Below are 23369 nucleotides of genomic sequence, written 5' to 3'. Positions count from 1 at the left end.
ATCAATCTCCTGCCACCAGCATGGCGTTTTCGGACAGCTGACGTGCCCAGACTGCCCGTATCTGTTGCTCCACCAACTCGCACATCCTGTCGTACGCATCGCGCGCCCGCGCGAAGGTCTTCGAACTCACTGACCCACGCGGAAGGTCGTACACGGTACCGAACTCGGCGCTCGCCGTGGCCGCAACAGCCGTCTTCGGAATCTCGATGGGCAGCACCTTGTCGCCGTAGCCCTCGAGCACCCATTGCCGGACCACCGAACTTGCGGCATCCGAGGCTTCCACCCGCGAGAGCAGCACGTCGATGAACTCGAAGCTCTTGTTCTTGCCACGGCTGCGGATCAGTTGATTGCACAGGTCGGAGAACAGGTCCCAGAACTGTGCGGAGCTTGCGAAGTCCAGTGCAGACGGGGGCAAGGGCATGATCACGCCATCGGCCGCCATGAGCGCGTTGATGGTGACGTAACTCAGCGAGGGTGGGGTGTCGATGACGATTACGTCGTAGGCCTCGCGTAGGGTGTCAAGACCACGGTCGAGCACGCGCCAGAACTCGAAGCCCGGGTCCTTGGCTTGCCGTGCAGGCAACACGAACTCGGCACCGTAAAGCAGCGGGGCCGCACAGACCAGGTCGATGCTTGGCCAGTAGGTCGTACGGATCGCATACGCCAAGTCGTCCTCATCGCCCGCAAAGAGTGGCATCGCGGTGTGCTCGGTGTCGACCTCGGCATCGGGCAGCACGCCGAAGAGCGTGGTGGCCGAGCCCTGGGGATCCAGATCGAGTAGCAGGACTTTGTGACCCCGCATCGACAAACCCTGGGCGAGGGTCACGGCGGAGGTGGTCTTGGCCACGCCACCCTTGAAGTTGGCCACCGTGATGGTGATGCCGGCGGCACCCTTGGGTCGCATGTGCTCACTGCGGAAATCGCGCGACCACAGTTGAGCTTCACCCATCGACCATTCGCGGCGATTGCCTTGAATCGACCCTGCAGGCAGATCACCGCGGGTGAGGCGATAGGCGATCTTCGATTTGTCGACGCCACACAGGTCAGCCAGTTGCGCAGAACCCAATGCCGGTGCAAGCTTGGTGGCGGTCGGCGCCAGCATCGCGGTGCGGATGTGATCCATCATGCCTGCGATGCGTTGCGCCTGTGCCTCGATATCTTCGAGGGACTGACGTTTGATGGTTTGTTTGATATCCACGAGCGAAACTCTCAAAGTGCTGATGTCATGCGATTATGCCCAGCACCCGTCGAAATTCGAAGAATCTGCAATCCATCAGAGAAGGTTTCGCTGAAGTTCTCTCTGATTGTGGACAACTTCTCCCGAGTTTAAGAAGGTATTAATACCTTTAAAGAAGTTAGCAGCTACTCTTATTCGGATTTTTCCCTTTAAAATCAACAGCTTACGATGATTTTTAGAGGCGAATTGTCTGTACTTTACGCGGATGCGTCCGCGATCTACTCGGATCCGTCCGTGCCCTGCTCGGAAGTCGTCCGTGGTCTAACGGCACCCCCGCCGGGTTGTCCACAGGACGACGGGGTGGCCCCCAAGCCGCGTTTTTAGCTCGCGTCCGTGATCTAACCAGGGGCGAATCGACCCAAAACAGGGGGGAAGCGGTCTCGTGTCCGCGTTTTACTCGCCGGCGTGAGGTGCTGGACTGTCGTCGAATTCGCCCCGCGTCCGTGTTTTACTCGCGCTGAAAGTGCATCGCCGTGCGAAGTGTCCGCGCTTTAACCAAGCTTCGGACACTTGCCACCGCCAAAATCGGTAGGCGGCCCAGCTTGGTGTCCACGTCGACTTGGACATATGATCGCGAGATGACAGCTTCCAGCCCGCTTTCGTCCTCGGCGCCCACCCGCGTCGTGGGCACGGACGGGCTCGAATTGCGCAAGCCACACGAGATGATCGTGATGGTCCCGCGTTCCGCGCGGGTGACGTTGACCGCTCGCCGCATCTACACGGTGCTGCTGCAGGTGTCACAGGCTCGCCTCACCGCCATGGCCTCGATGCCGTTGGCAGACTTCATGTTCGAGGCACCCCTGGCGGCCGTGCTGCGCACCACCGGGTCCGATGGCGCCGACCGTACGGCCGCCAAGCGCTACCTCGGCGAAATGAGAAGCCTGGAGGTCGACTGGGAATCCACGGCGCCGGGTGACGGGGTCAAATGGCGCGGTTTCTCCATGCTGTCAGAAGTCGCGCTGGAGGTTCGCCGCGGCGAGACCTGGGTCAGCTGGTCCTTCCCCCCGTCCATCATGACGGCGCTGCGCGAGCCCTCGCGCTGGGCCCGCATCGAGCTCGACGTGCTTGCCCGCTTGAGCACCTATGCCGCGATCGCGCTGTACGAGATCTGCGTGCGCTACCGGGACAATCCCGGCGGCGTGACGAGCCGCAAGCCGGTGGGGTGGTGGACCGACGCGCTGAGTAATCTGCCTGGTGGCGACCGCCGCGAATGGCGCAAGTTCAAGAACGAGCGCGTGAAGGAGGCGGTGGCCGAGATCAACCAGGAGACGGATCTGGAGATCGAGCTCATCGAGCATCGCCAGGGCAGGGTGGTCGACGAAGTGCAGTTTGCGGTTCGCCGCCGTGCCCGTTCGCCCTTTGCGACGAGCGCGGACAAGCCGGTGGACGCCAACCTTGTGCTTCGCGCAGAAACATTGGGCATTCGAGAGATCAAGCTCGATGGCCTGATCAAGGAGTTCGGCGACGACCGTGTGCGCGAGCAACTCGACGCATTGGAAAGGCGTGCGGCCAACAACTCGCTGCGCGCCGTGGACAACGCCTATTCCTATCTTCGCTCGTTGCTGCGCAACGAGCGCGAGGCGCCTGCGCCGGCGGACGCAGACGAAGAGCCGGATCTTGAGTCGCCGCCCGCACAGACCGCCGCGGAGGCTGTCGCACCCTCGGTCGCAGCTGCCAGCACGACGGCCGCCACGGTCGCCACACAGTCCGCCACTCTCACCACTCCCGCCGACTCCGCCGGCGAGCGGATCCGCATGATGCGCCGGGAGATCGAGGCGTTGCCGCAGGCACAACGTCAGGTGTGGGTGGATCGCGCGCTGCAGGCGCTGGCCGCCAAGGGGATGTTGACCGCGATCGTGAGTCGGCGCGCGGCGCAAGGTGACGTGATGCACGGCCTGCTCGGCTCGATGGTGGTCCAGACCTATGCGGCCGCCACGTACGGCGCCGACTGGAACACGGCGTAGACGCTCCTGAGCTGCTCGCCGTGGCTGCGTCACGCGGCCGGTGCTGCAAAGCCGAGCAGACACCTGGCCGTCAGATCATTTGATTCGCCACAGCGCGCGAGGATGAGGTCATGCTGGGGATGGGAAACGCCGGGCAAGCGGCGTGGAAAGCATCGGGTCCGCTACGATGCCAAGCAGCCGCCATCGGCCAGGCGCAGTCACTTTCAGCACCCCGACCTCGGCCAAGGCCCGACAGCGAACTTCTACCTTCACTGGTGCCAGTGATTCATCAACTGCCTGCAGAAATATGTCTGATGCCTGGGCTTTCGAAGATGCCCCGAACGTTGCCTGCTTCACTGTGAAGTCCATCATGAATGGGACTGTGCCAATCCTGCAGGTGTTCCACGACGAGGACGACGGCGCTTGGCAGATGCTGCCCGGCAGCGGTGCCAAAGCGTCGGAGGCGATGATCGTGGGGCTGGGCCAGTTGGTGCAGTTGGACCAGACGCTCGTAGAACTCGCGAACCTGCCGCTGGGTTGGGTTGCTTGGCGCGAACGCAAGAACTCGCCCTGGCTGCGCCGGCCAACGTCGCAACTGCCAGCGGCCTGAACGGCGTGTGTGGTGCGCCCGTTCGAGCGCTGATTGCGTCGCGGCAGATGCCTGAAAGGGCTGGCGCCCCCGCGCACATCGCATTGCGTTCCGCGCAGCTTGTTCAGCGCGTCCCGTGCTTGCTCGTGAAGGGCGATGACCCTTCCACTCGCGGCCAGCCGGGCCGCGGCCTCTCATTCAAAGGACGCAATCAGCAAGGCCATCGCGCCCACTGACGCCGCAGTGAGCGCTCAGAGCCCGCACCCCCGAGTAGCTGCGCGGCCCCATAGGGGGATGCTCGTCGACGACACCTGCCTTCAGATCGCGACGCGTTCAAGGGCGACGGTGAGGCGCCTGAAGTGAAGCTTGTGATGGTGGCTTGCACCTGGCTAGAGATGCCTCGAGTGACGGCATCAGTGCTTGGACATCGCATTGGCCAGCGCGAAGACCGAATTGGGGGCGCGGGTGCGCACAGGCTTGACGGGGGCAGGCGAGGTGATCGCACTCTTGGCCGGAGTGGGTGCTTCAAGTTCTACGCCCTTGGCAACTTGGTCTTCGACGAGCTTTTGCAAAGTGACCGTTCGCAGAAAATCAAGCATGCGCTGATTCAGCGAGGCCCAGAGTTCCTCGGTGCTGCGCGCCAGTGAGGTCGGCGAGGCGCCTTGCGCACCCAAGTCGTCTGCATCATCCGCATCGTTGCCAAGGGCGGCTCGCTCATCCACCGCCGCAATGATGTCGGCCACCGAGATGTCGGCGCTGTGGCGCGCGAGATGGTAGCCCCCGCCAGGCCCACGGACCGACACGACGAGATTGTGCTTGCGGAGTTTGCCGAACAGCTGCTCGAGGTACGACAGCGAGATCTGCTGCCGTTGGCTGATGGCGGCCAGGTTCACAGGTCCGAGTCGTTGGCGCAGCCCGATGTCGATCATCGCGGTCACCGCAAAACGACCCTTGGTGGTCAATCGCATCGCAAGCTCCTTCTCATCGATCCGGTTCGTGGGAACACGTCGCGTCGGCAGATGGACCGTCGCGCCTTCCCGGAGGCCGACGTCGGTCCGGTTGCACCAGCGCGACTTCTGCCAACGACGGTACTTGTGCTCGGGGTGCAGGACCCAAGACATCGGCGGGATCAGCCGTCAGATGAGGCGCTACGGGCTTTCCCGTGCAAAGCTGGGGACCAAGCCGACATGCACCTGTCGGTGTGCTCCGGACATGGCGCTCGGTCAACGTCGACGATGGATGCGGGCCGAGGGAACGCTATCCCCTACACGCCGTTAGCATATTTTCGAGCGCTCTGTTCGGCGGGATTGAGCGGCTGAGAACAGGTTGAAGCCACAAAAGAATGCCCCGCACAAGGCGGGGCAGGAGGGCAGGGGTACGCATGATCGCGTACCTGCTTGTATTGCCGTCTGGAGAGGGGTTTAGCCCTTCATCGCCTTGATGTCGGCCTTGGCCTTGTCGTGATCAGCCTTGGCTTGGCTCACGCAGGCGTTCTTGGCATCGCCCGACTGGTCGTCGCACTTTTCCTTGGCAACGTCGTAGGTCATGTCGGCCTTTTCCTCGGCGACCTTCTTGGCGTGTGCGGCGCTGGGCTTGTAGTCCTGCTCCAGCTGCGCCTTCGCCACATTTTCGGTGCCCTTGGCTTCCTTCTCGCAGACGTCCTTGGCGTTGTCCTTGAGCGTGTCGCACTTGGCCTTGGCGACCTTGTAGTCGGCCTCGATCTTTTCCTTCGCCACGTTGTACTGGTCCTTGGTCATGCCTTCGGCAGCGCTTGCGGCGTTCATGGCGAAGCAGGTCGATGCGATGGCGAGAACGAGAAGATGTTTTTTCATGAGTAAGTCCCCTGAACTTGAAGTTGGTGGAGCTGCCCTGTGCGTCTCCAGTGAGCGTGAATCTACGAACCCGCTCACGTGCGGCGGGTAGGACGACGGCGGGCGAAGCATTCGGTCCAAAGCGCGGCGGCGTGCAGGGCCATGGCATGCCGGCATCCAGTCGCGATGCAACGAGGCGCCGCAGGTGGCGTGCGCACGGTCATGCCCTCAGCGTCATGGACCGCTGCGCGGTCTGCGGGCGCCGCCCTGGGCGGAGAAGTGGCCGCAGTGTTCTGCGCCGCTGGACGCGCGCCTACATGCACTGCGTCTCGATCGCCGACATGCGCCGTGCGTGCGAATATCAAGATGAGGGCATGCTGAGCGCTGCTTCCGCTCCCATCCTCGTTGACTTCGATGCGTCCTCGCCCGAAGTAGCACGTGCGCTGATCGGGGCGCACTTCCGAGTGGACGGTGTCGGTGGGCGCATCGTCGAGACGGAGGCTTACGACGTCCTCGACCCTGCATCCCACAGCTTTCGCGGTCCCTCTGTGCGCAATGCGACGATGTTTGGTCCTTCGGGATGCGCCTACGTGTACCGGTCCTACGGTTTGCACTGGTGTCTGAACTTCGTGTGCCGTGAGGTCGGCCATGGCGCGGGTGTTCTCGTTCGCGCACTGGAGCCGCTCGAGGGCATCGAGGTGATGCGGGACCGGCGCGGCGTGGCCGATGCACGACTCCTTTGCGCCGGGCCCGGACGGGTCGCGCAGGCGCTCGCGATCACAGGGGCGCACGACGGGCTGCGCCTCGATCAGGCGCCCTTTGTGCTGGAGATGGCGTCCACGCCGCAGGCGCTGGCGGTGGGTGTTCGCGTCGGCATCTCGAAAGCGCGGGATGTTCCCTGGCGCTTCGGGCTGAAAGGATCGCGCTTTGTCAGTCGTCCCTTCCCCTAACCCGGTTGGCGGAGACCGTGCCATGGACGAGCTGGACACCGGCAGAGTCACCGATGCGCGCATCGAGGCGCACATCTTTGCCCTGTTGGCGGACCGAGAGCCAGGCGCGAGCATTTGTCCGTCTGAAGTTGCCCGCGCGCTGACAACGCCGACCCGCTGGCGGGCGCTGATGCCGCGGATCCGGGGCGTCGCAGGCCAACTCGCCGCTGTCCAGCGGCTGCGCGTGACGCGCAAGGGCCTGGAGGTGGACGCGCACAGTTTGGGTGGACCGATCCGCCTGGCGCTGCCGACTCCACGCGGGGCCGCGCCTTCGCGCCGCGGATGAACGCGTCCCCGATCGTGACGCCGGATGGCCGCTATCTCGTGGTGCGCGGGCGGCTCTGGCGCGCCGCCAATCCCAATCTGCCGCCGGAGGAGAAACACCTCCTTGTCCAGCGGCTCATGAAAGCACGCCGGGCGCTGCGCGGCGGGGGACCGATCGAGGCGCGCATTGCGGCGCGAGCGCTGGTCGATGACACGAAGCGTCGACTGGGCGAGCGTGGTCCGCCCTGGTGGACCGACGGCGCGCCAGACCTCAATCGCAAGCTGATCAAGAACACGCCTTACGCTGGTTGGTACGACGACCAAAACGCGCTGAGTACAACGCCCTGAAGCCTGGCGCTCGACCGCGCCCGATGTTTGAGACGTTGGTGGTTGCAACGCCGGTCAGCGATACGCGCATGTCGTTCTGGCTGGTGGAGATTCCTACGGGCGCGGGCGAAAAAATCCTTCACTTAGGAACCACATGCTTGAATGCCAATCCACAGCCACGGGATACGTGCTCCTTGTTCACGAGGCGTTTGCTGATGTCAAACTTTGACGAAAAGCTGTTTGAGGACTGGGCTGCGACCGAAGCGCAGGTCTACGCACTGCTCGGGCGCCTGGGTCCTGCCACCTCTTTGAGCCGACTGCGGGAGCTCGAGCAGCTCAAAGCCCAGGCGGACCGCCAATTCATGGCGCTGTGGGAATCGCCCGAGCATCCGACAGCGGGTCATCCAACCGGCCCGCCACCCTGAGCGCCACTCGTCGTTGCGCAAACACGTCTCTACCGACGGGCAAGCGTCGTCGCGGCTTTTGCGCAAGCGCGATCGGGCGTGTCAAACCACCTGACGGGCGCGCAGCGCTTCGATGTGCGCAGGGTCGACGTCAGCCCACTGCGTGAGGATTTTCACCGTGTCGGCGCCCAAGGCCGGCGGTGGCCGCGTCGATCCCTCCGACATCCCGTCAAAGCGGATGCCCAGGCCCATCTGCGGCAGCACGCCCCGCTCGCTCTCGACCGCGTAGACAAATCCTCGCGCGCTCAATGCGGGGTCGTTGGCCACCTCGTGAACGTCCTGGATCGGTCCCGCGGGCACGCGCTCGCGCGCAAAGATGGCAAGCCAATGCGCGCGCGGCCGGGTGGCAAGAAGATCGGCGATTTGTCGGACCAGTGCTGCGCGATGCGCGCGCCGCAGTGCGTTGGTGGCGAACGCGGCGTTCTGCGCCACCTGCGGTTGCCCCACGGCTTTCCAAAACCTGCCCCACACCGCGTCGTTGCCCAGCGCCAGCGTGATGGGCTTGTCCGCCGTGTCGAAGACCTGGTAGATCGCGATCACGCTGTCGCGGCCGCCCGAGCGCCGCGGCAGGTCCCCACCGCCGAGGTACGAAAGAATGCGCGGGGACATGAAGCGCGTCATGCTCTCCACCATCGAAATGTCGATCGCGCAGCCAGCCCCGTCTCGCCCACGTCGGTGCAGCGCCGCAAGCGTCGCGAGCGCGGCATCCTGGCCGGCCAGCAGGTCCGCCGCGGGAGTGCCGATCTTCTGAGGGGGCGAATCGGGCTCTCCGGTCAGTTCCATCACGCCCGAATAGCCCTCGGCCACCAGGTCATAGCAAGGCAGGTCGGCACGCTCGCCGTCGCAGCCGAAGCCGGTGAGGGACACATGGATCAGGTCGGGGTTGAGGGCCGAGAGTGTCTGGACGTCCAAGCGCAGTTTTCGCTGGATGCGCGGCACAAGGTTCACGATCACGACATCCGCCTGGGTCACCAGCTTCTGAAAGATGGCATAGCCCTCGGGCTGCGCGTGGTCGAGCGTGATGCTGTGCTTGTTCCGATTGACGCTCAGGTACCAGAGTGACTCGCCGTTCAGGAACGGTGGGCCCCATGCGCGCACGTCGTCACCCTTGCCCGGTGGTTCGACCTTGACGACGGTGGCGCCCATGTCGGCCAGCAGTTGTGCGGCGTAGGGGCCCGCGATGGACGAGGTGAGATCGAGAACACGGATGTCCTTGAGCAGGTCCAGAGAGGGGGTGTTCTTGCGCGGCACCGTGTCGATCAGTGCCGGAGGTGGTTCGAGTGACATGCCCGCACTCCGCAATGGGCATGCCAACTGTCGGATCCATCGTGGCGCTGCGACAGCCCTTCGAGAACGCCTTGACGTCGAGGCGAGCGCACTGCCTTTCGTACGCACACTGCGCGCCTTCCGGTCGATCGATGACCGCCATGGCGACACAGTGCGGGAACGGAGAGGCCGATTTCACAAGGACCGCATTGTCTTGCGCATGGCACGTGCATTGCGCAGCACGCGATGGCGGCCGAGGTCTCGTGATCGCATGAGGCATTGGCAATTTCTGGAATCGAATCACTGGAGTTCATAGACATGGATTTGCAACTGTCCGGCCGAACGGCGCTCGTCACCGGCGGATCGAAAGGCATCGGCTTCGCCTGCGCGAAGGCATTGGCCGCCGAGGGCTGCCATGTGCGGCTGGTCGCGCGCGACAAGGCCGCGCTCGTCGAAGCGCGGGACGCGCTGCGCGCCGCACACGACGTGTCGGTCGAGATCTTCGAGGCCGATCTCTCGCGCCTTTCCGACAGCCTCCTGGTCGACGCCTTCCCCGAGGTCGATATCGTCGTCAACTCCGCGGGCGCGATCCCGCGCGGCGGCCTGCTCGACGTCGACCCCGGCGCGCTGCGCGAAGGCTTCGAAGGCAAGCTCATGGGAACGGTCGCGCTGTGCCGCGCCTTCTACCGCCGCATGCGCGAGCGCCGGCGCGGCGTGATCCTCAACATCATCGGCATCAGCGGGCTGCGCCCGAATCCGAAATCGATCGGCACCTCGTCCGCGAACGCGGCGCTGATCGCGCTGACCCAGGCACTGGGCGCGGAAAGCGTCGATCACGGCGTGCGCGTGCTCGGCGTGAACCCGGGCCTCGTGCGCACCGGCCGCACCGCCTCGTTGCTGAATCCCACGCAGGCCGCCGACAAGGCCTACGACGCATTGCTGGCCTCGCTGCCCTTCGGCCGCATGGCCGAGCCCGCGGAAGTGGCCGACCTCGTGAGCTTCCTGGTGTCGGAGCGCGCGTCCTACCTCAGCGGCGAGGTGATCTCGATCGACGGCGGCTCGCGCTTCCGCTTCTAGCCCGGGCATCGCCCCGTCGGCACGCGCAGCATTCGGCGTGCCGACGGGGCCGGCTCATTCGAGCTTCACGCCCACCTTGCGCACCACCTCGCCCCAGCGCGCGGTCTCGCCCGTCACGAAGTCCGCGAACTTGGCTGTGTCCATCGCGGGCGACTCGGCCCCGATCTCCGCGAGCCGCTTCACCATCGCCGGGCTCGCCATGATCCGTCGCACCTCGGTGTTGATCCGTTCGACCACGGCGCGCGGCGTGCGCGCCGGCGCGAAGAGGCCGTACCACTCGTTGAGGTCGAAGCCCGGGTAGCCCGACTCGGCCAGCGTGGGCAATTGCGCGAACGCCGCCGGCCTGCGCGCACCGGTGGTCGCCAGCGCCCGCAGCCGCCCCACGTTCACGAAGGGCATCGCGCTCACCGGGCTGTTGATCAGCACCTGGATGTTGCCCGCGGCCGCATCCGACAGCGCGGCCGACCCGCCCTTGTAGGGCACGCTGACGATGTCCACGCCCGCGACCTGCTTGAGCAGCTCCATCGACAGGTGGCCCGACGAGAGCTGGCCCGCCTGTCCGTAGGCCAGCGCGCCAGGCTTGGCTTTCGCGAGCGCGATGAGTTCCTGCACGTTGCGCGCCGGCACGCCCGGATGCACGGTGAGCAGGCCCGGCATCAGCGCCACCATCGCGACCGGCGCGAAGTCCTTCAGCGAGTCGTAGGGCAGTGCCTTGTTCACATGCGGATTGATCGCGTGGGTGCTGATCAGCAGGCCCAGCGTGTGGCCGTCCGGCGTGGCGCGCGCCAGCGCGTCGGTGCCGATGATGTTGTTGCCGCCGGGCTTGTTGTCGATGATGACGGGCTGCCCGAGCGCTTCGGCCAGCTGCTGGCCGACCGCGCGCGCGAGCACGTCGGCCGAACCGCCCGGCGCCAGCGGCACGATGATGCGGATGGGCTTCGACGGATAAACCTGTTGCTGTGTCTGTGCCTGCGCGCCGCCGGCTGCGAGCAGCAATGCCGCGCCTCCCGCGGCCAGAAGAATTCGTCGCTTGTCTCTCATGATGTTGTGCTCCGCAAAAATCGCAAAGGCGTGGACCGATCGCCACGCCTGCGAACCGCAAGCAACATGCCGAGACCGATCCGATACGAGCCGTATCGAAAAAAAGCTCAGCGTTTGGGTGCGCGCGACGGCGGCTTCACCGAGATCCCGTCGAGGACGATCTGCAGCAGCGTGTCGATGAAGGCGACGTCGAGCGCCGCGTGGCCGATGATCAGGCGGTGGAACAGCGGACCGTAGATCGCATCGATGACGCGTTCGAGGTCGAGGTCGTCACGGAACACGCCGTGCTCGACGCCGCGCATCAGCGCCGCCTTCGCCACGCCGCGGCGCGGGTTGAGGTAGCCGTCCGACAGCAGCTGCATCGTGCCTTCATCGGCCAGGCCCGAGCCGATGATGGTGCGCAGCGTCTGGCCCTTCTGTCCGCGGTACACGCGCGCGAGCCGATGCACCTGCACCTCGATGTCGCGGCGCGGATCGTCGGTCACCGGAAAGGCGATGCTCGGCGCCACGGCCGTCAGGTAAGCCTCGACCGCGAGCGCGCCCTTGTGGGGCCACCAGCGGTAGATGGTCGCCTTGCCCACGCCCGCACGGCTCGCCACGCCCTCGATCGACAGCTTGCTGTAGCCGAGTTCGTCGAGCAGTTCGTGCGTGGCGGCGAGGATCGCTTCGTGCGCGGCGGTGTCGCGCTGGCGGCCCGGCGAGCGGGGAGTGGCGGAGGTGGTCATGGCGTGGAGGAGGGGAGCGAAGGCATCGTAGCGTCATCCCCGCGCGCCGCCGCCCGGCACCCCGCGCCGCGCGTCAGGAGGGCAGGGGCAGGGCGGTGGCGTGCAGGTCGGCCGCGCGTTCGAGTTGGCGGATCACGGTGGTCATGTCGGCATCGGGCCCCTCGATGCTGGCCGCGCGCCGGTAGCTTTCGATCACCGCGCGCGCCACCTCGACCGGCACGCCCGCCGCATCGGCGTCGCGCAGGAACTGCGCGCCATCTTTCAGCACGATGCGCAGCGCGGCGCCCCAGTCGAAGCTGCGTGTGAGCACGGCCGCGGGAATCTTCGTGAGCGTCGCGCTGTTCTGGCCGCTGCCGCGGTTGAACACCTGCACGATCATCGCGGGGTCGAGCCCGGACCGGGCGCCGACCACCAGCGCTTCGCAGGCCACCGCGAGATTGGCGGCCGAGACGATGTTGTTGATCAGCTTCATCTGCTGCGCCGCGCCGGGCCGTTGCGACACCACGATCAGGTGGGCCGAGTAGCTTTCGATCATGGGCCGGCAGGTGTCGAGGGCCTCGGTGCTTGCCGACACGATGGAGGTCAATCGGCCTTCGACCGCGTTCGCGGGACCGCCGGTGACCGGGGCATCGATGGTCATACACCGCGTTAGTGTATTTTCGAACTCCTCCACCAGTGCCGAGCCGGTGGTGCCGAGATGCACGTAGTGCGTCATGCGCCGGCCCTCGCGCAGTCCGTCTGCGCCGAGCACCACGGTCCGGTAGGCCTCGAGGCTCGGCAGGCAGCAGAACACCACCTCGCAGCGTTGTGCCACCTCGCGCGGCGATGCCGCCGACTGTGCGCCGAGGGCCGTCACCGCCTCGGGGCTGGTGTCGTGCACCACCAGCGCATGGCCGCGTGCCATGAGCCGTTGCGCCATCGGAAAACCCATCGCACCGATGCCGATGAAACCCACCGGCGCCGCGCCGCTTGCCTGTATCGCCAATTGCCTTCTCCAGATGCCTGTGGCGCTCGAAGGGTGCAAGCGTTGTGCCATCGCGAAGCAGGGGAGGGAACGCCACGGTTCGTGCGCGTGGTGTGCACGGCGCGGGCAGACTGTCGTTCGCCGCGGCACGCGCGCAGACAGAGGCGGACAGCGCGCGCTTCACAGCGGTCCCATCTCCGCGAGCCGCTTGTAGAGGTACGAGCGGGAGATGCCGAGCTCCGACGCCACGCGCAGCTTGTTGCCCTTGAAGCGCGCCATGCCATCGCGGATCAGCGACATCTCGAGGCTGCTGACCGCTTCGCGCACCGGGCCCGTCGAGATGGTCGACGCGACCGAAGGCAGCGGCCGTTCGCCCGGTCCGCCCGGTCCGCGTGGCGCGAGCAGCGAGGCCACCGCCGAGCCTCCGATCTCGCCCTCGCCGAGCAGGCCGAGGTCGCCGGGACCGATCTCCTCGCCCTCGGCGAAGATCACGCCGCGCTCGAGCGTGTGGATCAGCTGGCGCACGTTGCCGGGCCACGGCTGGCGCACCAGCAGCTCCATCGCGGCGGCGCTCACGCGCTTCTTTGCGGTGCCGTGGCGCTGCGCGAAGTTCTCGAGTGCGTGCTCGACCAGCAGCGGAATGTCGTCGCGGCGCTCGCGCAGCGACGGCACGTGCAGCGTCACGCCGCTGATGCGGTAGAACAGGTCGAGGCGGAAGGACTTCTCGGCAATCATCCGCTGGAAGTCCACGTTGCTCGCCGATATCAGGCGGAAGTTCGAGCTGCGGCTGCGCTCGCTGCCCACGCGCTCGAAGGCGCCGTCCTGCAGCACGCGCAGCAGCTTGACCTGGATCTCCAGCGGCATGTCGCCGATCTCGTCGAAGAACAGCGTGCCTTCGTTGGCCTGCTCGAACTTGCCCTTGCGGCCCTTGCGTTCGGCGCCGGTGAAGGCGCCGGCCTCGTAGCCGAACAGCTCGCTCTCGACCAGCGTCGCTGGCAGGGCCGCGGCATTGACCAGCACCAGCGGGTTGTCGCGCCGCATGCTCAGCAGGTGCAGCGCATGCGCGACCAGCTCCTTGCCCGTGCCGCTTTCGCCGACCAGCAGCACGGGCACGTCGAGCGGCGCCACCTTCACGATGTCGTCCTTGAGCTTGCGGATCACCGCGCTGTTGCCCACGATCTGCTCGAGGCCGAGCGAATTGGTGCGCCGGTTGGTGAGCTCGCGCCGGTAGAAGGCGACCTCGGTGCGCAGCTGGCTCAGCTCCGCGTTCATCGACTGCAGGTGCTCGGGGCCGCGAAACATCACCTGGCCCACCGCCCCCACCAGCTCGCCGCCGCGCGCGCGGATCGGCACGCGCGAGACGATGCGCGTGGCGCCGCGCATTTCCTGCGTCTGGCCGATCTCGGCCTTGCCGGTGCGCACCACGGTGTCGAGCCGCGTGTTCTCGATCACCTTGGTCACATGCTTGCCGATCCAGTCGGCGCGCTCCATGCCGAAGAACTTCTCGTGCACCGGGCTCAGGTAGCGCACCACGCCCGCGCTGTCGACCACGGTCATGGCCTCGTAGGGACTGGTCAGCAGGTGGCGCAGGATGTCGCCCGCGAAGGGCACGGCGTTCACGAAATTGAGCAGCTCGTCGTTGCAGCCGTCGCTCAGGGCGAAGAAGGCGCAGGCCTGGTCGGCCTGTGTCGCCAGCACGCACAGCGACATGTCGCCGCTGCGCACGCTCCACAGCGCGCCCAGCGCGTCCTCGGCGCGGCGCCAGCGCTGGATCACCGCGGTGGCCACGGCCGCGCGCGACATCACGCCCGAGGAGAAGACGATCGTTCCGCCCTCGTCGACGACGAGGACACCCATCATCCCGTGCTGTTCGGTCATCGTTTCGTCCTGTCATGTGGCGTCGGCGCGCCGTTGGCTTCCGCTCGATACGCCACGGTCTATTGCGTTTCGAGCCGTATCGTATCGATAATATCCGCCACTGTCGCTGGCGAATGCACCCGATGCGGGTAAACACGAAGGTGCCGGCGACGCCACCGAGGCAACGGGACATGCACAGCGAAATAGAACTCAAGGCGGTGACCGACTTCCCGCTCGCGCATCCGCGCGCGCCGTACTTCGAAGCCTTCGCGCGCCGCTTCGCGCAGCTCGGTGAAGGCAACGCGCGCATCCGCCTCGAGTCCGACCCGCGCCATGCCGAGGCCGCGGGCCTGCAGCGTGTGCGCGAGGGCGAGGCCGACCTGGCTTGGGTCAGCGTGGCCTACATGGAGCAGCTCGCGCCCGCGCTCGGCGCGGCCACGCTGCCCTTCGTTCTCACCGACAGCGCGATGGCGCGGCCCGGTGCGCTCGCGCGCGCGATGGCGGTGTTCAACTGCGTGCTGGCGCCGCAAGGCCTCGCGCTGCATGCGGTGATGCGCGGCGCCGAGCAGCTGATGGTGTTTCGCACGCCGCCCGATGCGCGCGGCGCGCGCGAGGCCGACCTGCATTCGCTGCGGCTGCGTGTAACAGGGCCCGGCCATCTTGGCGAACTGGTGCAGGCGCTGAATGGCGAGCCGGTGCCGATGCCGATCCACCGCGTCGGCGCGGCGCTGCGTTCCGGCGAGATCGATGGCCTGATGTCGTCGCCCGGCGTCTGGCTTACCGTCGCAGCGCAGCAGGCACCGGTGGCCTGGCGCGTCGAGGAGATGAGCCTGCTGACCTACTGGCTGGTCGGCCGGGCCGAAACGCCGGGCCCGGCCGAAATCCGCGCGTGGCTGCAAGGCGCCGCCGACGAGGCGGTGAATGCGCAATGGAACGCGCTGCGACAGGACGACGAACGCGTGCTCGCCGACCTGGCCGCGCGCGGCCTCGTGCTGCGCACGATCACCGACACGGCGGCCTGGCGCGCGCGACTGGCGCCGATGGCGCGGCGCTTCGAGCGCGCGCACCCGGGCGTGATCGCCAGCCTGCTCGAGTGACGTTGAACGTGGCGCGTCGTCAGAACGCGTGCCGGATGCCGAAGTCGTAGCCGCGCGAGGACCGCGGCTGGTAGTTCGCATTGTTGATGAAGGCCGGACCGTTCACGACCAGGGCCGCGCCGTTGCGGTTGTTGACCTGCGCGACGGTCGCATAGAGCGCCGTGCGCTTCGACAGGTTGTGCACGTAGCCCAGCGCGATCTTGTGGGCACGCGGCTGCGGCTGCGCGAGACCGGGGGCCGTGCCGAGGTCGTACTTCACCGCCGAATAGCCCGCGCGGATCAGTCCGGGCCCGATCGGCGCGCTCAGACCGAGCGAGTAGCCCTGGACCTCGACATCGGCGCGCCGCGCCGCGAGTGGCGTGAAGTCTTCATGCGAGCGTACCGACGTGGAACGCGAGTATTCGGCGAAGAGCTTCACCAGACCGAAGTCGTACGACGCTCCCGCGTTGAGGTTGCGCACCCGGTCCGTGGTGCCCGCGTAGTAGCTGTCGCCCGTGACGAAGGAGGCGGCCGAGATCGCCACGTCGAGCGGCCCCGAGGCATAGCCGAGCCGCCCGGCCACGTAGCTGCCCGCGCGCACCGACGCCACTGCCCCGGGGTTGACCGCGCCGTTGGCAGCGAGGCCCGGCGGCGTGGTGCCGCCCGGCGAGAACTTGTCGCGCTCGTGGAAGGCGTACTGGAACTGGCCGTAGACGCCGCCCAGCGTCGGCGGCAGGAAGTACGAGATCGAGTTGCCGATGCGCGTGTAGTTCGCGTTGGCGCCGAAGCCGCCCGCGGCGCCCGAGGGCTCGAAGATGTTCGCGGTGTAGATCAGGGTCGTGCCCACGCCGTTGACGCCGAAGGGGTCGAAGGCCGAGTCGTTCCAGAAGGTGGTGGTGTAGTCGCGGCCGATGCGCACTTCGCCGAAGGCGCCCGACAGGCTCACGGTCGCGCGCCGCGCGAACGAGGCGATGCCCTGCTGCCCGTCGTCGTTGGTCACCGGTGCCTCGAGCCAGAAGCCCGCGGCCAGACCGCCGCCCAGGTCCTCGGTGCCGCGAAAGCCGATGCGGCTGCCGTTGTAGCCCGAGTTGCGCAGCTCGGTGCGACTCACGCCAACGCGCTCGGGCCGCAGTGCCAACGCAGCCAGCGTCGGCGAGCGCGCATCGGAGCGGCTGCTGTAGCCGCTGAGCGTGGCGTCGATCACGCCGAAGACGGTGACGCTGGATTGCGCGAACGCGCCGCCGCAAGGCGCGGCCAGCACGGCGAGGAAGGGAAGGTGGGCGCGAAGGGTTCTTTTCATGTCTCGGATTTCCTGGTTGATGGTGCGGAGCTGAAGGCCGTTGCGACGAGGCGCGAGGCCGTCGAGACCTGTTGGGGGCAAGCTCCATGCCACGCGGGCTTCGCTGCATCGACGCCAGTGACGGCACCACGCGCCGTGGCGCGCGCACTGTCGGTGGCGAAGACAGGCGAGCGGCGATCTGTCCGGCCTGAATGCAGTGGCGCGCAACGAAGCGCACGCGTCGCGGGTGATTCGAGACCCTGCGTCTCGGTGAAAGCCGCTGTCCTCTCCGAGGAGAGCGCCTGACCTCCGGCCTCTCGCGGCGCGCATGCCTCGCTCGTGGCACGGCGATTGCGGAGACAGCGCACGCAACCCATCGGAGACAGATCAATGGCCTTTGAAGAAATCACCTACGCGGAGGACGGCCCCGTCGGCACGCTCACGCTCAATCGCCCGCACGACGGGAACATGTTCACCGAGCGCATGTGCCACGAGATCCGCGACTGCATCAACCAGGTCCGGCGCGAGACGCACACCCGCGTGCTGGTGATCACCGGCGCGGGCGAGCGCTTCTTCTGCCTCGGCGGCCGCAAGGACGGCATGGAGGACACGCTGCTCTATGCGGGCGTGCTGCCCACGCTCGAGATGTACGAGAGCATCGACCGCCTGCAGAAGCCCGTGATCGCCTCGGTCAACGGCCTGGCCGTGGGCGGCGGCAACGTGCTGCAGATGGTGTGCGACGTCACCATCGCCAAGGCCGGCGCGGTGTTTCGCCAGGTCGGCCCGATGGTCGGCAGCTTCGATGCGGGCTATGGCACCTGGTACCTCGAGGACCTGGTCGGGAAGAAGCGCGCCAAGGAGATCTGGTACAGCAACCCGAAGATCCCGGCTGCCGAGGCGCAGGCCATGGGCCTGATCAACCGCGTGGTGCCCGACGACACGCTGCAGCAGGCCACGCGCGAGTTCGCGCTCGAGATCGCCGAGCGCGGTGCCTTCGCGCTGGCCTCGATCAAGGCCGCCTTCAATGCGCGCCACGGCGGCGTCGGCGGCCTCTCGCGCATGGCGCACGACCTGCTGCTGCGCGGCTACCTCAACACCGACGAGCATGCCGAGTTGGCCGACGCCTTCGCCGCGCGGCGCAAGCCCGATGGCTCCAAGTTCGGCCACTGACCCGCGCGTGGAGCCCAACGTGACCCAGATCCTCACGCTGCACGACCCCGAGACGGCACGCGGCCACTACCTGTCGGGCGTGTGGCAGTCCGACACCCTCTACGGCCTGCTGCGGCGGCATGCCGAGCTGCGCGGCGCCGCGCTCGCCGTGCGCGACCTGCACCATCGCTTGAGCTGGAAGGCGCTGCACGAGTGGGTCGACGTGCTCGCCGACGAACTCGACCGCGCGGGCCTGCGCGCCGGCGACCGCGTCTCGGTGTGGATGCCCAGCCGCGTCGAGGCCGTGGTGGTTTTTCTCGCCTGCTCGCGCAACGGCTATGTGTGCAATCCCTCGCTGCACCAGAACTACACGCTCGACGAGGTCGTCGGCCTACTGGAACGCATCGGCTGCGCGGCCTTCTTCACGCAGGCGGGCTATGGTGCCGATGCCGCGCGGCACGATGTGCTCGCGCGCGTCACGGCGCTGCCCAGCCTGCGTCGCACCTGGTGCGTGGCGCCGCCGGAGCCCGGCGCGCCGCAGGTGCCGCCGGCCCATGCCTTCCCTGCGCGCCCGCGCGAGCGCGAACGCAGCCGCTGGGGCCGCGCGCCGCACACCAACCCCGACAAGGTCGTCTACCTCGCCTTCACCAGCGGCACCACCGGCCTGCCCAAGGCCGTCATGCACAGCGACAACACGCTGCTCGCGAATGGCCGCGCCATGGTGGCCGACTGGGGCCACGACGAGTCGACGGTGCTGCTGAGCCTGAGCCCGCTGTCGCATCACATCGGCACCGTGGCGATCGAGCAATGCCTGGTCAGCGGCTGCGAACTGGTGCTGCACGACCCGGCCGCGGGCCTGTCGCGGCTCGACTGGATCGTGGAGTCGGGCGCCACCTACGTGATGGGCGTGCCGACGCATGCAATCGACCTGCTCGACGACATGGACCGGCGCGATATGAAACACCTGGGCCGCGTGCGCATCTTCTACATGGCGGGCGCGCCCATTCCCGAGGAGGCCGCGCGGCGCTTCCTCAAGCTCGGCATCCAGCCGCAGAACGTCTATGGCATGACCGAGAGCGGCTCGCACCAGTACACGCGTCCGGCCGATGGCGTGAAGGTGGTCACCGAGACCTGCGGGCCGGCCTGCCTCGGCTACGAGGTGCGGCTGTGGTCGCAGCAGGACCCCGACCTCGAGGCGCAGCCCGGCGAGGTCGGCGAGATCGCCGGGCGCGGCGGCGTGCTGATGCTCGGCTACTTCGGCGACCAGGACGCGACCGAGCGCTCGTTCAACGCGCACGGCTGGTTCATGAGCGGCGATCTCGGCCAGCTCGACGCGGCGGGCAACCTGCGCATCGTGGGCCGCAAGAAGGACCTGATCATCCGAGGCGGCCACAACATCCATCCGGCGCGCATCGAGGACCTGGCCTACCGCCATGCGGCGGTGAACAAGGCCGCGGCCTTCGGTGTCGCCGACGAGCGCCTGGGCGAGAAGGTCTGCCTCGCGCTGGTCTGCGCGGGCGAGCCGCCGAGTGCGCAGGAGATGCTCGCGCACCTCGATGCGCAGGGCCTGTCGAAGTTCGACATGCCCGAGTACTACCTCGTGCTGCCCGCGTTTCCGCTCACCGCGAGCGGCAAGATCCTCAAGCGCGAACTGGCCGCCTGGGCCAGGGCCGGCAGCGTCGTGCCGCAGCCGGTGCGCTTCGTGGCCGGAGGCACGCGATGATCGCGCTCGATCGCGAAGCCGAGTTCGCGGTGTTGCGCATCGACCGGCCGGCCGCGCTCAATGCATTGTCCTTCGACCTGATCCGCGACCTGGGCGATGCGATCGCGCGCGCCGAGACTTCGGGCGCACGCGCGCTGATCGTGACCGGCGCGGGCGACAAGGCCTTCTGCGCCGGCGCCGACGTACAGGAACTGCGCGGGCGCGACCTCGTGGCGCAACGCGAGGGCGCTGAGCTCGGTCAGGCCGTGTTCGCGCGCCTCGACCGGCTGGCCATTCCCTCGATCGCGCTGGTCAACGGCTATGCCTTCGGCGGTGGCATGGAGCTCGCGCTGGCCTGCACTTTCCGGCTCGCGCAGCCGCATGCGAAGTTCGCGCTGCCCGAGATCAAGCTGGGATTGATTCCCGGCTATGGCGGTACGCAACGGCTGCCGCGGCTCGTGGGCGTGGGGCGTGCGCTGGAGCTCGTGATGAGCGGGCGCAGCGTGGGCGCGGACGAAGCCTTGTCCATCGGCCTGGTGCAGCGCGTCGTCGCGCGCGAGGAGGGCATCGACGCCGCCATCGCGTTCGCGCGCAGCTTCAGCGGCTTCGGCCTGCGCGCGCTGCAGTTCGCGCGCGACGCCGTGCTGCGCGGGGCCGAGACGCCGCTGGCCGAGGGTTTGCGCATCGAGGCCGACCTGTCGACGCTGGCCTACCGCACCGCGGACGCCGAAGAGGGCATGCGTGCCTTCGTCGAGAAGCGTTCGCCCGTTTTCCAGGATCGATGATGAACCACACCAAGCAATGTATCGTGGTCACGGGCGCGAGCCGCGGCATCGGCGCCGCCATCGCGCGCGCGATGGCCGAGGCGGGGCACGCCGTGGCCTGCGTCTCGCGCTCGGGTGCGCTGCCCGAGGCCAGTACCGCCAGCGCCGCGCGACTGTTCGGCGTTCGCGCCGACGTAGCGCAGGCTGGCGCGATGGCCGAGGCCTGCCGCGAGATCGCGGGGCGCGGCCATCGCATCGCCGGGCTGGTCAACAACGCCGGCGTGCACCTCGAGTCGCCGGCGGCGCAAACACCGCTCGATCAATGGCATGCCGTGATGGACACCAACGCCACCGCCACGCTGCTGGCCGCGCAGGCGGTCCATCCCCACCTGGTCGAGGCGGGCGGCGGGCTGATCGTCAACATCGGCTCCTTCTTCGACAAGCTCGGCGTGAAGCGCAACGTCGCCTACTGCGCCTCGAAGGCCGCGGTGGGCGCGATCACCCGCTGCCTCGCGGTCGAGTGGGCAGCGGCGGGCATCCGCGTGATCGACGTCGCGCCCGGCTATATCCAGACCGATCTCAACGCCGAGATGCTCGCTTCGGGCCCGCTGCGCGCCTACCTGCAGAAGCGCATCCCGTCCGGCGAGCCCGGCACGGCCGAGGACGTCGGCCGCTTCGTCGCCGCGCTCTATGCGCAGCCGGGCGGCTTCCTCAGCGGCGAAACCATCTACCTCGACGGTGCCCAGGGCATCGCGCACTGACATGAACCTTCTCCAACGACTGGATGCCGGCATCGCGCTGGCCGATGACGAGCGCATGCTGCTCGACAGCGTGCAGCAGCTCGCGCGCGAGGCGATCGCGCCGCGCGCCGAACACCACGACCGCACGGGCGAGTTTCCGGCGCAGAACCTGCGCGACATCAACCGGCTCGGGCTCAACGCGATGTTCGTGCCGGCCGAGTACGGCGGAGCGCCGCTGTCCTACCTCTGCTACCTGGCCTGCGTGCGCGAGATCAGCAAGGCCTGCGCTTCCACCGGCATCGTGTGGGCCACCAACTACCACGCCATGAAGCCGCTGATCGACTGGGGCAGCGAAGAACAGAAGCAGCGCCTGCTGCCGCGCATCGCCGAAGGCGGCCTGGGCGCACTCGCGATCACCGAGCCCGGCGCCGGCTCCGACGCCACCGGCATGCGCACCACCTTCCGCGAGGAGAACGGCCAGATCGTCATCGACGGCGGCAAGAGTTTCATCACCAACGGCGATGTCGCCGACCTCTACCTGGTGTTCGGCAAGTGGGCCGGCATCGCCGATGCCAAGGCCGCGATCTCGGTGCTGGTGCTCGAGAAGAACACGCCGGGGCTGTCGGTGGTCCGGCTCGAGGACAAGATGGGCACGCGCGCGTCGAGCACCGCCACGCTGGCTTTCGACGGCTGCCGCGTGCCGCGCGCCAACCTGCTGGGCGAGCCCGGCGACGGGCTGAAGATCCTGTTCGCCTCGCTCAACAAGTCGCGCCCGAGCGTCGCCGCGCATGCGCTGGGCATCGCGCGCGCGGCCTTCGAGGACGCGGTGGCCTACATCAACCAGAGGCGCCAGTCGGGCCGGCGCATCCTCGAATTCCAGGGCGTGCAGTTCATGGTCGCCGACCTCGCGGCCGAGATCGCGCTGGTGGAGTCGTGGCTGTGGTCGCTGGCGCAGCGCGTGGACGCGGGTGAACGCGACTTCGGCATCGAGGCCTCGGTGCTCAAGCTGCGCGCGACCGACCTCGCGATGAAAGCCTCGACCGATGCGGTGCAGCTGCTCGGCGGCTACGGCTACTGCAAAGACTACCGCGTCGAGCGGCTGATGCGCGACGCCAAGATCACGCAGATCTGGGAGGGGACCAACCAGGTCCACCGCCAGCTCATCGGCCGCAGCTTCCTCGAGCGCTAGGCGAATGCACGGCGCAACGCGATCAACCCAAGGACCAACGATGAGCGAGATCAAGACAGTGGGCGTGGTGGGATGCGGCACGATGGGTGCCGGCATCGCCATCGTGTGCGCCCGGGCGGGCTTCAGGACCCGCGTGTTCGACCTGCGGCAGGACGCGCTGGACCGCGCCCGCGAACAGACGCGGGTCTTCCTGGAGCGTTCGGTGAAGAAGGGCAAGTTGCCGCCCGACGCGCCCGGGCGCATCCTCGAGGGCTGGCAGGGCACCACGGAGCTCACAGACCTTGCCGACTGCGACCTCGTGATCGAGGCGGTATTCGAGGACCTCGGCGCCAAGCACCGGATCTTCGAGCAGCTGCATGCGGTCTGTGCGCCGCATGCGATCTTCGCCTCGAACACCTCCACCATCTCGATCACCGAGATCGCCGGCGGCAGCGGCCGCTCCGACCGCTTCGTCGGCATGCACTTCTGCCTGCCCGCGCAACTGATGAAGCTGGTGGAGATGTCGCCGGGCCTGAACACCAGCGAGGCCACCTTCGAGCGTGCATGGGCCTTCTGCGAGGCGCTCGGACAGAAGCCGGTGCGCACGCAGGACTCGCCGGGTTTCATCCTCAACTACTTCCTGATCCCGTTCAACAACGATGCCATCCGCCTGGTGGAGCAGGGCGTGGCGAGCGCCGAGGACATCGACACCGCGGTCAAGGCCGCGCTCGGCTATCCGATGGGCCCGCTCGAGCTGCTCGACCTGATCGGCCTGGACACCCAGCGCCTGCTGTGCGAGGCCATGCACGGCCTTACGCACGAGGAGCGCGCGGCCTGTCCGCCGCTCGTGCGCCGCATGATCGCCGCCGGCCGCCTGGGCAAGAAGTCGGGCCGCGGATTCCATGCCTATGCCGACAACGCGCTTCACGGAGCCTGA

At 67.5% G+C, this 23369-nt stretch carries 23 protein-coding genes; 14 read left to right on the top strand and 9 right to left on the bottom strand.

Annotated features, from left to right (window positions below; genetic code table 11):
- Position 1: 1 nt before the first annotated feature.
- A complete protein-coding gene (locus AC07RV_RS18280; protein ID WP_281081777.1) occupies positions 2-1198 on the bottom strand; it encodes a ParA family protein in 1197 nt (398 codons plus the stop codon).
- Between the two features lie 617 nt (positions 1199-1815).
- Here AC07RV_RS18280 and AC07RV_RS18275 point away from each other — a divergent pair.
- Together AC07RV_RS18275 and AC07RV_RS18270 are read left to right on the top strand one after the other, a co-directional pair.
- The gene (locus AC07RV_RS18275) at positions 1816-3201 is read left to right on the top strand and encodes a replication initiation protein (RefSeq protein WP_444814192.1); all 1386 of its coding nucleotides are present in this window, start codon (positions 1816-1818) and stop codon (positions 3199-3201) included.
- Between the two features lie 286 nt (positions 3202-3487).
- The gene (locus AC07RV_RS18270) at positions 3488-3790 is read left to right on the top strand and encodes a hypothetical protein (protein WP_444814193.1); all 303 of its coding nucleotides are present in this window, start codon (positions 3488-3490) and stop codon (positions 3788-3790) included.
- A gap of 392 nt (positions 3791-4182) precedes the next feature.
- On the opposite strand, the gene AC07RV_RS18265 is transcribed toward AC07RV_RS18270, so the two are convergent.
- Together AC07RV_RS18265 and AC07RV_RS18260 are read right to left on the bottom strand one after the other, a co-directional pair.
- Positions 4183-4737 (bottom strand): Rrf2 family transcriptional regulator, encoded by a 555-nt coding sequence (locus AC07RV_RS18265; protein ID WP_444814212.1) that lies wholly within the window; start codon positions 4735-4737, stop codon positions 4183-4185.
- Between the two features lie 453 nt (positions 4738-5190).
- Entirely contained in the window at positions 5191-5601 is a 411-nt protein-coding gene (locus tag AC07RV_RS18260; protein WP_208509565.1) for a hypothetical protein, read from the bottom strand.
- 353 nt (positions 5602-5954) lie between these two features.
- Here AC07RV_RS18260 and AC07RV_RS18255 point away from each other — a divergent pair, with 353 nt between their 5' ends.
- From AC07RV_RS18255 to AC07RV_RS18240, 4 genes are read left to right on the top strand one after another with little or no spacing between them, the layout of a single operon-like run.
- Positions 5955-6530 (top strand): DNA-3-methyladenine glycosylase, encoded by a 576-nt coding sequence (locus AC07RV_RS18255; RefSeq protein ID WP_444814213.1) that lies wholly within the window; start codon positions 5955-5957, stop codon positions 6528-6530.
- A 22-nt stretch (positions 6531-6552) separates the two neighbouring features.
- Positions 6553-6855: a DUF3253 domain-containing protein gene (locus tag AC07RV_RS18250; RefSeq protein ID WP_444814194.1), complete on the top strand. Its 303-nt coding sequence runs from the start codon at positions 6553-6555 to the stop codon at positions 6853-6855.
- Positions 6852-7181, top strand: a complete 330-nt coding sequence (locus AC07RV_RS18245; RefSeq protein ID WP_408908311.1) for a hypothetical protein — start codon at positions 6852-6854, stop codon at positions 7179-7181. Before AC07RV_RS18250 ends, AC07RV_RS18245 begins: the two co-directional genes overlap by 4 nt.
- A 23-nt stretch (positions 7182-7204) precedes the next feature.
- Entirely contained in the window at positions 7205-7585 is a 381-nt protein-coding gene (locus AC07RV_RS18240) for a hypothetical protein (protein WP_492713894.1), read from the top strand.
- 81 nt (positions 7586-7666) lie between these two features.
- Here AC07RV_RS18240 and AC07RV_RS18235 read toward each other — a convergent pair whose 3' ends face one another.
- On the bottom strand, positions 7667-8911 hold the full coding sequence (locus tag AC07RV_RS18235) for a CaiB/BaiF CoA transferase family protein (protein ID WP_444814196.1): 1245 nt from the start codon (positions 8909-8911) through the stop codon (positions 7667-7669).
- Positions 8912-9208: 297 nt separating this feature from the next.
- On the opposite strand from AC07RV_RS18235, the gene AC07RV_RS18230 reads away from it, so the two are divergent.
- Positions 9209-9967: a short-chain dehydrogenase/reductase gene (locus tag AC07RV_RS18230; RefSeq protein ID WP_444814197.1), complete on the top strand. Its 759-nt coding sequence runs from the start codon at positions 9209-9211 to the stop codon at positions 9965-9967.
- Between the two features lie 54 nt (positions 9968-10021).
- Here AC07RV_RS18230 and AC07RV_RS18225 read toward each other — a convergent pair whose 3' ends face one another.
- The 4 genes from AC07RV_RS18225 to AC07RV_RS18210 all read right to left on the bottom strand — a co-directional run bounded on the left by AC07RV_RS18225 (position 10022) and on the right by AC07RV_RS18210 (position 14575).
- Positions 10022-11008: a tripartite tricarboxylate transporter substrate binding protein gene (locus AC07RV_RS18225; protein ID WP_444814198.1), complete on the bottom strand. Its 987-nt coding sequence runs from the start codon at positions 11006-11008 to the stop codon at positions 10022-10024.
- A gap of 107 nt (positions 11009-11115) precedes the next feature.
- A complete protein-coding gene (locus tag AC07RV_RS18220) occupies positions 11116-11733 on the bottom strand; it encodes a TetR/AcrR family transcriptional regulator (protein WP_422098474.1) in 618 nt (205 codons plus the stop codon).
- A 73-nt stretch (positions 11734-11806) separates the two neighbouring features.
- Positions 11807-12769, bottom strand: coding sequence for an NAD(P)-dependent oxidoreductase (locus AC07RV_RS18215; protein WP_444814199.1), 963 nt, complete (start codon positions 12767-12769; stop codon positions 11807-11809).
- A 108-nt stretch (positions 12770-12877) separates the two neighbouring features.
- Positions 12878-14575, bottom strand: coding sequence for a sigma-54 interaction domain-containing protein (locus AC07RV_RS18210; protein WP_444814200.1), 1698 nt, complete (start codon positions 14573-14575; stop codon positions 12878-12880).
- A gap of 170 nt (positions 14576-14745) precedes the next feature.
- On the opposite strand from AC07RV_RS18210, the gene AC07RV_RS18205 reads away from it, so the two are divergent.
- The gene (locus tag AC07RV_RS18205; protein WP_444814201.1) at positions 14746-15651 is read left to right on the top strand and encodes a TRAP transporter substrate-binding protein; all 906 of its coding nucleotides are present in this window, start codon (positions 14746-14748) and stop codon (positions 15649-15651) included.
- A 19-nt stretch (positions 15652-15670) separates the two neighbouring features.
- Here AC07RV_RS18205 and AC07RV_RS18200 read toward each other — a convergent pair whose 3' ends face one another.
- A complete protein-coding gene (locus AC07RV_RS18200; protein WP_444814202.1) occupies positions 15671-16930 on the bottom strand; it encodes a porin in 1260 nt (419 codons plus the stop codon).
- A 369-nt stretch (positions 16931-17299) separates the two neighbouring features.
- Between AC07RV_RS18200 and AC07RV_RS18195 the strand changes: the two genes are divergently transcribed.
- The 6 genes from AC07RV_RS18195 to AC07RV_RS18170 are packed head-to-tail and all read left to right on the top strand — an operon-like array spanning position 17300 to position 23369.
- Positions 17300-18079: an enoyl-CoA hydratase-related protein gene (locus AC07RV_RS18195; protein ID WP_444814203.1), complete on the top strand. Its 780-nt coding sequence runs from the start codon at positions 17300-17302 to the stop codon at positions 18077-18079.
- Positions 18080-18098: 19 nt separating this feature from the next.
- Positions 18099-19781: a class I adenylate-forming enzyme family protein gene (locus AC07RV_RS18190; protein ID WP_444814204.1), complete on the top strand. Its 1683-nt coding sequence runs from the start codon at positions 18099-18101 to the stop codon at positions 19779-19781.
- Positions 19778-20545, top strand: coding sequence for an enoyl-CoA hydratase/isomerase family protein (locus AC07RV_RS18185; protein ID WP_444814205.1), 768 nt, complete (start codon positions 19778-19780; stop codon positions 20543-20545). Before AC07RV_RS18190 ends, AC07RV_RS18185 begins: the two co-directional genes overlap by 4 nt.
- Entirely contained in the window at positions 20545-21285 is a 741-nt protein-coding gene (locus tag AC07RV_RS18180) for an SDR family NAD(P)-dependent oxidoreductase (protein WP_444814206.1), read from the top strand. The genes AC07RV_RS18185 and AC07RV_RS18180 overlap by 1 nt, the downstream gene beginning before the upstream one ends.
- A gap of 1 nt (position 21286) precedes the next feature.
- The gene (locus AC07RV_RS18175) at positions 21287-22453 is read left to right on the top strand and encodes an acyl-CoA dehydrogenase family protein (protein ID WP_444814207.1); all 1167 of its coding nucleotides are present in this window, start codon (positions 21287-21289) and stop codon (positions 22451-22453) included.
- Between the two features lie 40 nt (positions 22454-22493).
- On the top strand, positions 22494-23369 hold the full coding sequence (locus tag AC07RV_RS18170; RefSeq protein ID WP_208510844.1) for a 3-hydroxyacyl-CoA dehydrogenase family protein: 876 nt from the start codon (positions 22494-22496) through the stop codon (positions 23367-23369).

It is taken from the genome of Variovorax sp. GW821-FHT09B01 (assembly GCF_059418345.1).
The sequence above is the reverse complement of the archived record's forward strand: the minus strand, read 5'-3'. Positions and strand labels throughout refer to the sequence as shown.

Excerpts from the sequence above, each read along its gene's own strand:
- AC07RV_RS18275 (WP_444814192.1), top strand. The coding sequence starts at position 1,816 with ATGACAGCTTCCAGCCCGCTTTCGTCCTCGGCGCCCACCCGCGTCGTG.
- AC07RV_RS18270 (WP_444814193.1), top strand. The coding sequence starts at position 3,488 with ATGTCTGATGCCTGGGCTTTCGAAGATGCCCCGAACGTTGCCTGCTTC.
- AC07RV_RS18265 (WP_444814212.1), bottom strand. The coding sequence starts at position 4,737 with ATGCGATTGACCACCAAGGGTCGTTTTGCGGTGACCGCGATGATCGAC.
- AC07RV_RS18260 (WP_208509565.1), bottom strand. The coding sequence starts at position 5,601 with ATGAAAAAACATCTTCTCGTTCTCGCCATCGCATCGACCTGCTTCGCC.
- AC07RV_RS18255 (WP_444814213.1), top strand. The coding sequence starts at position 5,955 with ATGCTGAGCGCTGCTTCCGCTCCCATCCTCGTTGACTTCGATGCGTCC.
- AC07RV_RS18250 (WP_444814194.1), top strand. The coding sequence starts at position 6,553 with ATGGACGAGCTGGACACCGGCAGAGTCACCGATGCGCGCATCGAGGCG.
- AC07RV_RS18245 (WP_408908311.1), top strand. The coding sequence starts at position 6,852 with ATGAACGCGTCCCCGATCGTGACGCCGGATGGCCGCTATCTCGTGGTG.
- AC07RV_RS18240 (WP_492713894.1), top strand. The coding sequence starts at position 7,205 with ATGTTTGAGACGTTGGTGGTTGCAACGCCGGTCAGCGATACGCGCATG.
- AC07RV_RS18235 (WP_444814196.1), bottom strand. The coding sequence starts at position 8,911 with ATGTCACTCGAACCACCTCCGGCACTGATCGACACGGTGCCGCGCAAG.
- AC07RV_RS18230 (WP_444814197.1), top strand. The coding sequence starts at position 9,209 with ATGGATTTGCAACTGTCCGGCCGAACGGCGCTCGTCACCGGCGGATCG.
- AC07RV_RS18225 (WP_444814198.1), bottom strand. The coding sequence starts at position 11,008 with ATGAGAGACAAGCGACGAATTCTTCTGGCCGCGGGAGGCGCGGCATTG.
- AC07RV_RS18220 (WP_422098474.1), bottom strand. The coding sequence starts at position 11,733 with ATGACCACCTCCGCCACTCCCCGCTCGCCGGGCCGCCAGCGCGACACC.
- AC07RV_RS18215 (WP_444814199.1), bottom strand. The coding sequence starts at position 12,769 with ATGGCACAACGCTTGCACCCTTCGAGCGCCACAGGCATCTGGAGAAGG.
- AC07RV_RS18210 (WP_444814200.1), bottom strand. The coding sequence starts at position 14,575 with ATGACCGAACAGCACGGGATGATGGGTGTCCTCGTCGTCGACGAGGGC.
- AC07RV_RS18205 (WP_444814201.1), top strand. The coding sequence starts at position 14,746 with ATGCACAGCGAAATAGAACTCAAGGCGGTGACCGACTTCCCGCTCGCG.
- AC07RV_RS18200 (WP_444814202.1), bottom strand. The coding sequence starts at position 16,930 with ATGAAAAGAACCCTTCGCGCCCACCTTCCCTTCCTCGCCGTGCTGGCC.
- AC07RV_RS18195 (WP_444814203.1), top strand. The coding sequence starts at position 17,300 with ATGGCCTTTGAAGAAATCACCTACGCGGAGGACGGCCCCGTCGGCACG.
- AC07RV_RS18185 (WP_444814205.1), top strand. The coding sequence starts at position 19,778 with ATGATCGCGCTCGATCGCGAAGCCGAGTTCGCGGTGTTGCGCATCGAC.
- AC07RV_RS18180 (WP_444814206.1), top strand. The coding sequence starts at position 20,545 with ATGAACCACACCAAGCAATGTATCGTGGTCACGGGCGCGAGCCGCGGC.
- AC07RV_RS18175 (WP_444814207.1), top strand. The coding sequence starts at position 21,287 with ATGAACCTTCTCCAACGACTGGATGCCGGCATCGCGCTGGCCGATGAC.
- AC07RV_RS18170 (WP_208510844.1), top strand. The coding sequence starts at position 22,494 with ATGAGCGAGATCAAGACAGTGGGCGTGGTGGGATGCGGCACGATGGGT.